This is a genomic window from Gluconobacter japonicus (assembly GCF_002723975.1).
Lineage (GTDB): Bacteria > Pseudomonadota > Alphaproteobacteria > Acetobacterales > Acetobacteraceae > Gluconobacter > Gluconobacter japonicus.
Window position 1 is genome coordinate 1 of sequence record NZ_BEWO01000048.1, and the last position, 7,340, is coordinate 7,340.

Genomic DNA, 7,340 nt, shown 5'->3' on the forward strand with positions numbered 1-7,340 from the left:
TTAGCGGACTTTCATTGCCTCATCTGCCCATAGGGCAATCTTACTTGCGGAGGGATTTTCAAGGTTCTCCGCTGCCTCAGCAGCGCTCGCTGCAAGACGATGCATCGTTACTGTCCAGGGGGCGTCTTCCGCTTCGTTCGGGAGGGCGGCGTTGATATACGCGCAGGCATCCACGAACTGCCTCAGTTCCTCGACGAACAGGGCTTCACAATCGGCCATGCTGCAGTCTTGCCGGTGATCAGTCATGCGGTGCTTTCCATGGATTGAAGAGTGGCACCCCCGAATACCGGAAATCATCCGTGTTCCGTGTCACGACCGTCATGCCGTGCACCAGACCGGTCGCGGCGATGAGGGTGTCGCGCTCCGGGCCCGGATCCGGAACATGCAGGTGAGCGCAGCGGCGGGCGACCGCCAGATCGACAGAAAGCACCCGCTTCGAAAACTCGGGGAGAACGTAGTTCTCCAGCCAGTTCCGCAGCACGCTTCCCTGGGCGGGATCCCTGCGCTCGATCCGCATGACACCGACATCCAGCTCCATGACGGTGATGGCAGACAGGAAAAGGGTCTCGGCCTCCACCTGCTCTGCCCATCTGGCGACATTGGGATCGGCCCTGCCCGCCCGCACCTTTCGCAGTTCGGAAACAACGTTCGTGTCCAGCAGGAACATCAGCCAAAGTCCGCGGGACGCAGGCCGAGGGTCATGGGCGTCGGATCGAAGTCGATATCTTCGGCACCAAGCAGGGCGAGTGCATCCGCGATCTTTCGCGGTCTGTGGGTCAGTCGGCGATAGTCGTCGATGCTCAGCAGAACATGCGCCGGCCTGCCGCGGTCGGTGATGAAGACAGGCCCCTCAACGGCAGCCTTCTTCGCCCGGGACGTGTCCTGGTTGAACTCACGACTGGAAAATGTGGTGACAGTCATCTCGGGAGCCTCCTGTTTCTTATGTAGCGACATTACTACAATGAAGCCGGCAGCGCTATGGAAATCGGGCTCTTCCGGTCTGCACTCACAAACGGGCCAGCCAGTGTCCTTCACAGGGCAGGTGCCCGACCTGGAGCTGACATTCTGAACGGAGAAAGCCGATGAACACGATGGAGCATGGTGGTGCAATGGCAGTCGAGCGCGTGAAACGCCTCGTGGCGGAGGCGCGCAGCCGCACAGCCTCTTCGGAAAGCCCGCGGCCGAGGGACAGTTCTGCTGACGCGACTGGGGGAAACGCGAGCGTGGCTCTGAATCGGGAGGGTGGTCCGGGGTCGTCCCAGCAGCATTGACGGGATATATCCCGAGCGCCTCGACATTCCCTCTTTCCACGGCGGCCACGCTCGGCCGTCCCTTTTGTGGTGATTGCCTTGACGACACTCATTCCTCTTTGCGTCCCGTTTGAGCGCCGTAAGGAAGCAGCCCGGGGCGGTGCCACGTTCAACGGGGAGCAGAAGTGCTGGATGGCGCCCCGGGACAAGCTCGACGCTCTACTGCCTTTCGTCCCTTACCGGTATCGGCCGGACCGCGAGGCCCCCTATATCCGTCCGTGGATGGTGCCCCAGGCTCTGTGGGGCTTCAATCTGCGCGCCTTCCTGGCGCCCGAAGACTGGAACCGGATCCGGAAGGATGCCTATGCGCGCTCCGGGTCCCGTTGCCGGGTGTGCGGAGGACGAGGACCTCAATGGCCGGTCGAGGCTGACGAAGGGTGGGCGTATGACGACGAGCGGCGGATCCAGACCCTCAAAGGGGTGATTTCCCTCTGCCCTGACTGCCATGGCGTGCGTCACTGGGGAAAGACCATGACCGAGGACAGGCAGGATGCCGCTTTGGCCTGGATGGCAGAGGTGAATGGCTGGAACCACACCGAAGCGGCGCGATGCGGAGACCAGGCCATGAAGCAGTGGCATACGCGCAGCCGCCATACCGACTGGCAGTGCGATATCTCCTGGGCAATCAGAACCTACAGTGTTGTGCCGATCAGGGACGGCGAAACGCTGGCCCGCGAGCTGAACCGGAAATTCGTGCGGCAGGCGCAGACGCGCGTTGGCGTCAGGGCCGGGCACATCACGCACATCGAACATCTGACCCGTGAGCGATAGGAAACAGATCACTCCCTTCCCCACTCCGGCTGGAGATCAACGTCGCGGCCCAGTCGGGTACCTGATCTGACCCGTTACAGGCGCAGAGGCGGGACCCCGGCCCGATACAGACCTTCGAACAGATCCCCGAGCGCCAGGCGCCGTCGCAAGGTCAGGCGTCGTTGGGCCAGATGATACATCCGGTCGTGCAGCAGATGGCAGCGCTGACAAAACGCGCGCAGATTGCGCAGCCGGTTGCTGGTGGGATCATGATTCAAATGGGCCGCTGCCAGAACCACCTTCGTCTGTCGTATTTGCAGATGCTCGATCAGGTCCGGAGGCGAGATCCGCCTGCCCCGGCCATTGAACCAGTGCCCCGTCTCCGGATGCTTCCACCGGCCACCCGGCAGCACCTGAAGGTGATATCCATGCGGCCGGCCGCAGCGCTGACAGACACCCCCTGCCCGCTCGAACCTCACCTGCCGGCTCAGTTCAGGCCAGTTTGAGGGGTAGAGCGGCTTCAGTTCCGGTCGGATCGGCATTCAGTCTTCGTTAACACATTTCCGGCCTGCGTTGGACAGTGTTTGTTCTCCTCTCTGCCCTACCCCGGCTTCGTGCTATCAGAAGTCAGGTTCTGGTTTCGCGGAGGCGTTCATGCTCAGCCATCTTCACATCGCAGGCTCGGCAAAGGCTGCCCGTGAGGCCCTCCTGGACCGGCTGGACCAGAAGACCCGACAGCAGCTTCCTGCCGGCGATCTGACAGAAGCGGTGGCCCTTCTCTCGACCGGTCGCTTCTCCCCTCATCTCTCTCTGGTCATTCGCGGCATCGAATACCGCGACAACGAATTTGCCGAAGACACGGTCCTGTCCACCGATGTTGAGACGGCAGAGGAGGCACTGGCCATCGCCAGTGCCCATCTGACCGCCCTGCCCTCCGGGCACGAACTGGCGATTGCTCTGGATCTCGAACCCGAACCGGTGTTCGTCGCCTGGCTCAGGCCGAAGGCCGCCAGGCGGCGCAAAGCGGGATCGCAGACAGCCACGCTGGCGCCGCTGGCCTCTCCTCTGGGTCAGCAGTCTGGCGCGGTCCTGCAGTGGTTCGATGCCCTGACTGACGAGGCCCTGCCCGACTATGACGGGACGCTGGTGACGGCGGAGCGCGCCTCAAAGACCTATTCCCGCGCCGCGAAGGCACTGAACACACGCCGGACCTATCGCTCGGCCGTGCGCTCCTGGTGCGCATGGGCGGCAGGACATGGGCTCCCTGCCCTGCCCGCCCGCAGCGAGGATGTCGCCGCCTATCTGGCTGATCTTGCGCTGCAGAAGAAGCGACCCGCGACGGTGGATCTGCACCGTGCCGCACTGCGCTATCTGCACCATGTTGCCCACGTTCCCGTCCCGACCTCCCACGCCCTTGTGTCTGAAACGGTTGCAGGCATTCGCAGGACGTCAACGGAAAGCGCGTCCCGTCAGGTCAAAGGGCTGACCTGGGATCTGCTGAGCGAGGTCATCGAGCAGATCGATACGGATGATCTGGTGGGCGTTCGGGACAAGGCCATTCTTCTGCTCGGCTTTGCTGGCGCCCTCCGACGGTCCGAAGTGGCGGCGCTGTGCCTGGAGAATGTAGCGCTCGATGATGACGGGATGCGGATCCGGCTGGACCGCTCAAAGGGCGATCGCACCAGTCAGGGTGTCGAGGTGGCGATCCCGAGGGGGATTACCGGTCTCTGCCCGGTTCGGGCGTATGAGGCGTGGGTTCGGAAAGCAAAGCTGAAAGAAGCCAAGGGACCGGTTTTCCGGCGCGTGTGGCTCCCGCCTGCTGCCGAGGCCGGTCAGCCCCCTGCCCTGCCCGCCATGGGTTCAGAGGCGCTGTCTGACCGGTCTGTGGCCCGCATCATTCAGAAGCGCTGCCTCGATGCGGGACTGACAGGCGATTTCAGCGGGCACAGCCTGCGACGCGGAGCGATCACCACAGGAGCTCGTGACGGCACGGATCTGGTCTCGCTCAAGCGTTTCTCGCGCCACCAAACCTTCGGCGTGGTGGAAAAATATATCGAGGTCGAGGACGCCATGACCAAGCATCCAGGGCGCAGTCGGTTTTGATAGAGTCGCCCACATGGAGCTGTGCACTTTTGTAGCTACGGCATGCACTTTTGAAGCGCCGATATATGAATGTGAGATAGGAAAACCGCCAGAAGATGGCGTTATCCCGTGCACTTTTGAAGCCTATACTAATAATAACTAATAAACCTAATAGCTCGTGCTTCAAAAGTGCACGCTGACAAACACGTCCCCCTTCACCATAGTCAAAACTAAGCGGAGAGACGGTGATGCAAACCCTACACAAAATCTTGCAGGACAACGGTCGGCAGGCCGCGCTCCAACTTGATATTGATCGTCAGGTCGTTGAGGCCGCCGCAGCATACATGGCTGACGAGCAAAATGGCGTAGGGTTTCTGTACTCCGGCTGGTGTCAGGCTGCATTGCCGCACCGGCGATTAGCTGATCATAAAGGATGGCAGCTCGAGAGCGACCAAGTCTGCCTGATTATTGAACCAGGAATGAAACGGGGCGCTGCAGGAGAACCGGTACCTGTAGGCGTGCCATACGGTAGCCGAGCCCGTTTAATACTCATATACCTACAGTCAGAAGCCATCAGGACAAACTCAAGAGATATTGAGCTCGGCAAAAGTCTTCGTGCTTGGATGGGAAGAATGAATATCCCCATTGGCGGTAAGAACCTTCAGATCGTCCGCGATCAAATGGAGCGAATATCAAGGTCTCGTTTGTCTTTTGAAGTGAAGAGAGGCGGAACTGTAGGTCTGACTAACCAAAATATCATGGATTCCGCCGTTTTCATGGATCCCTCTGCAGAGGGCGACAACGAGACCTACATGCACATGGCCCGCTTATCAGAGGGATTTTTTGATGGTCTTCGTCGTCATCCGGTGCCGCTCGACGAGGCAGCAATCAGGGCTCTAAGTAATAACAGTATGGCTCTGGATATCTATTCATGGCTTGCATACCGGTTACATTCCCTTAGTCGGCCCACTTCTATAACTTGGCATGGGCTGAAGGCACAATTCGGCCTAAATTTCGGGCAATTAAAGAATTTTAAAGCCCGTTTCTTGCCTAACCTACAGCTTGCATTAGCGGTTTACCCTGCTGCGAAGGTCCTTGAACAGGATGATGGCAAAGGAATTATACTATACCCAGGTCAGCCCCCTGTTGGAAAAAAAGCGATAAGCTTAAAGCTGTAGGATCTGTTTTGTGCCGTGCACTTTTGAAGCCACTGCCAGCGGTTTTGCTTCCCATTGACGTGCACTTTTGAAGCCTGCCTCTCTGCCATTCCTAAAAACTTCTCACGGCGCGCCTGTATGTAGGTGCGGACAGGCTAACCGTGCACTTTTGAAGCCCTGCAAAGGGAGGGGCTGTAAGTGTGCACTTTTGAAGCCCTGCTTTTCCAGCTCCCTCTCCTCTTCGGCTTACTCTGATCCGTTGAGAAGGCTTAGTAGATGACGGACAAAGTCTTCCGTATTCGGAAATGCCTGAGCTCGCTCTAAAAACTGAGCCTTAGTTTCGGGACGAAGCTTGATGTTTAGTTGTGCTGTCCGCCCGCTTTTTCTCAGGGAACGGCCGTCAATGTTTACCTTATCTGATCTGCCTGTGAAGCCCGCCTGTGCGGCATCCGCAATCGCGGCTGAGGTTGTACTCTTATCGATTTTCGGGCGGCGCGGCGTAATTGAGTCAACAGCTGCACCGAAATCGATTCTAGCCGCCTTCCGTGGTTCATCCATCGTCACTTACTCCATCTCAAGCGTGCTGTTCGGCTGTTTGTACGAGCACGTCCCGAACCTCCGTTGCGAATGCTTCAGCGTTCTCGATAGCTACAGCCGGGTTGCGAACCTCCTTAGGTGACAGATCGTAAATCGTGCCACCCAGGCGAAATGGTGCTTTAAATGCAGACCTCTCAACCAACGAAGTACCCATCATGGGAATACCGTTTTCATCGAGCTGCTGTTTGATCTCGCGCATGCCCTTGTCGGTGATAATCGGAGATGTTTGTGCGAAGAATACTCGAAAAGGTATGGTTCGTTTGAATACGGTTTCTTGCCTCTTGATGAGCTTGATAATGCTGGCAGCCTCGTCCGCATCTAATTGACTTCCCTTCATAGGGATTAGCGCGAGATCAGCCCGCCCTAAGCCAACACTGACCTCGACGTTTTTGCTTCCTTCGAGATCGACAATGACGAAAGGATCAGACGCATTGTCGACGACCTCCGCAACGTCACTTCCCAAAGCAGATACCACCGTCAGGGCGGCAGGAACCGCATCGGGAAACCTTTCTGCCCATCGGCAGAGAGGAGCATTGGGATCGGCGTCGACCAATGTTGTTTTTACCTCATTAGCGGCGAGCACCGAGGCCAGTGTCAATGCAGAGGTCGTCTTACCTACGCCTCCCTTGCTGCTCGCAAACACAATGATCGGCATTTTTGTTTCCTTCCAGAGATCGTGCCGTAGCTGGAACTAAGCCTGTGAACTATGCTGGGTATATATATGCTACCCGCTACCGTCAAGATAGCGGGTAGCCTATACGTAGCCGCTACCGAAAAGATAGCCGCTACCCTCTCGTCTTTTGGGTATCGGACTGGAAGATCCGGAGGCCGGGGGGAGATCCCTTCCCTGCGGTAGTCCGTGGGTAGCGGCTATCCGTTATAGCTCGGTAGCGGGTAGCGGACTGGAAGATCCGGAGGCCGGGGGGAGATCCCTTCCCTGCGGTAGTCCGTGGGTAGCGGCTATCCATTATAGCTCGGTAGCGGGTAGCGGACTGGAAGAGCCGAAGGCCGGGGGGAGATCCCTTCCCTGCGGTAGTCTGTGGGTAGCGGCTATCCGTTATAGCTCGGTAGCGGCTACCAGAGCCTCATGGCTATTGCCCAACGTCGCGGGTCATCTCACTCTGTGAGCGGCGAGGAGGAAGGGAGAACTGTAGAAAAGAAGGGAGAATAAGGCGCTGCCTTTCGGTCGCCCGCGCCGCAACAGGTGGGTCGCCGTCCGTCCTCCCCATGCTCGCCGGCTGCGCCGCCTGCGCGTGGGTCCGGATGACGCCGATCCTGCCGCTGCGCGGCACTGTTGCACCCCGGTCGCCCGAAAGGTCGTCGCAAGGATGTTTGAAGAACCAGAGATGGATCGAGCATCATGCGACGCTACCAGTTTCCCTATGTTCCAACCCCCCGTGGCCGGCCTCCGATGCGCTGGACCGACACGCAGGAGCCTACAACC

9 protein-coding genes are annotated in these 7,340 nt (G+C 58.8%); 4 read left to right on the forward strand and 5 right to left on the reverse strand.

Annotated features, from left to right (window positions below; translation table 11 throughout):
- From GJA01_RS14705 to GJA01_RS14715, 3 genes are read right to left on the reverse strand one after another with little or no spacing between them, the layout of a single operon-like run.
- Positions 1–246 (reverse strand): hypothetical protein, encoded by a 246-nt coding sequence (locus tag GJA01_RS14705; RefSeq protein ID WP_099282474.1) that lies wholly within the window; start codon positions 244–246, stop codon positions 1–3.
- Complete coding sequence (locus GJA01_RS14710) at positions 239–667, reverse strand: type II toxin-antitoxin system VapC family toxin (protein ID WP_062502386.1); 429 nt, start codon at positions 665–667, stop codon at positions 239–241. Before GJA01_RS14710 ends, GJA01_RS14705 begins: the two co-directional genes overlap by 8 nt.
- The gene (locus tag GJA01_RS14715; RefSeq protein WP_062502387.1) at positions 667–921 is read right to left on the reverse strand and encodes a type II toxin-antitoxin system Phd/YefM family antitoxin; all 255 of its coding nucleotides are present in this window, start codon (positions 919–921) and stop codon (positions 667–669) included. Before GJA01_RS14715 ends, GJA01_RS14710 begins: the two co-directional genes overlap by 1 nt.
- A gap of 161 nt (positions 922–1,082) precedes the next feature.
- Between GJA01_RS14715 and GJA01_RS14720 the strand changes: the two genes are divergently transcribed.
- Together GJA01_RS14720 and GJA01_RS14725 are read left to right on the forward strand one after the other, a co-directional pair.
- Positions 1,083–1,271, forward strand: coding sequence for a hypothetical protein (locus GJA01_RS14720; protein WP_062502388.1), 189 nt, complete (start codon positions 1,083–1,085; stop codon positions 1,269–1,271).
- A 69-nt stretch (positions 1,272–1,340) separates the two neighbouring features.
- Positions 1,341–2,081, forward strand: a complete 741-nt coding sequence (locus GJA01_RS14725) for a hypothetical protein (protein ID WP_253783039.1) — start codon at positions 1,341–1,343, stop codon at positions 2,079–2,081.
- Between the two features lie 74 nt (positions 2,082–2,155).
- On the opposite strand, the gene GJA01_RS14730 is transcribed toward GJA01_RS14725, so the two are convergent.
- A complete protein-coding gene (locus tag GJA01_RS14730) occupies positions 2,156–2,602 on the reverse strand; it encodes a hypothetical protein (protein WP_062502390.1) in 447 nt (148 codons plus the stop codon).
- Positions 2,603–2,714: 112 nt separating this feature from the next.
- On the opposite strand from GJA01_RS14730, the gene GJA01_RS14735 reads away from it, so the two are divergent.
- Together GJA01_RS14735 and GJA01_RS14740 are read left to right on the forward strand one after the other, a co-directional pair.
- Positions 2,715–4,163 (forward strand): site-specific integrase, encoded by a 1,449-nt coding sequence (locus GJA01_RS14735; RefSeq protein WP_099282476.1) that lies wholly within the window; start codon positions 2,715–2,717, stop codon positions 4,161–4,163.
- Between the two features lie 227 nt (positions 4,164–4,390).
- Positions 4,391–5,320 (forward strand): replication protein RepA, encoded by a 930-nt coding sequence (locus GJA01_RS14740; RefSeq protein ID WP_099282478.1) that lies wholly within the window; start codon positions 4,391–4,393, stop codon positions 5,318–5,320.
- Between the two features lie 553 nt (positions 5,321–5,873).
- Here GJA01_RS14740 and GJA01_RS14750 read toward each other — a convergent pair.
- Complete coding sequence (locus GJA01_RS14750; RefSeq protein WP_062499712.1) at positions 5,874–6,551, reverse strand: ParA family protein; 678 nt, start codon at positions 6,549–6,551, stop codon at positions 5,874–5,876.
- Positions 6,552–7,340: the final 789 nt, after the last annotated feature.

Coding starts and splice junctions, on each gene's coding strand:
- GJA01_RS14705 (WP_099282474.1), bottom strand. CDS start 246: ATGACTGATCACCGGCAAGACTGCAGCATGGCCGATTGTGAAGCCCTG.
- GJA01_RS14710 (WP_062502386.1), bottom strand. CDS start 667: ATGTTCCTGCTGGACACGAACGTTGTTTCCGAACTGCGAAAGGTGCGG.
- GJA01_RS14715 (WP_062502387.1), bottom strand. CDS start 921: ATGACTGTCACCACATTTTCCAGTCGTGAGTTCAACCAGGACACGTCC.
- GJA01_RS14720 (WP_062502388.1), top strand. CDS start 1,083: ATGAACACGATGGAGCATGGTGGTGCAATGGCAGTCGAGCGCGTGAAA.
- GJA01_RS14730 (WP_062502390.1), bottom strand. CDS start 2,602: ATGCCGATCCGACCGGAACTGAAGCCGCTCTACCCCTCAAACTGGCCT.
- GJA01_RS14735 (WP_099282476.1), top strand. CDS start 2,715: ATGCTCAGCCATCTTCACATCGCAGGCTCGGCAAAGGCTGCCCGTGAG.
- GJA01_RS14740 (WP_099282478.1), top strand. CDS start 4,391: ATGCAAACCCTACACAAAATCTTGCAGGACAACGGTCGGCAGGCCGCG.
- GJA01_RS14750 (WP_062499712.1), bottom strand. CDS start 6,551: ATGCCGATCATTGTGTTTGCGAGCAGCAAGGGAGGCGTAGGTAAGACG.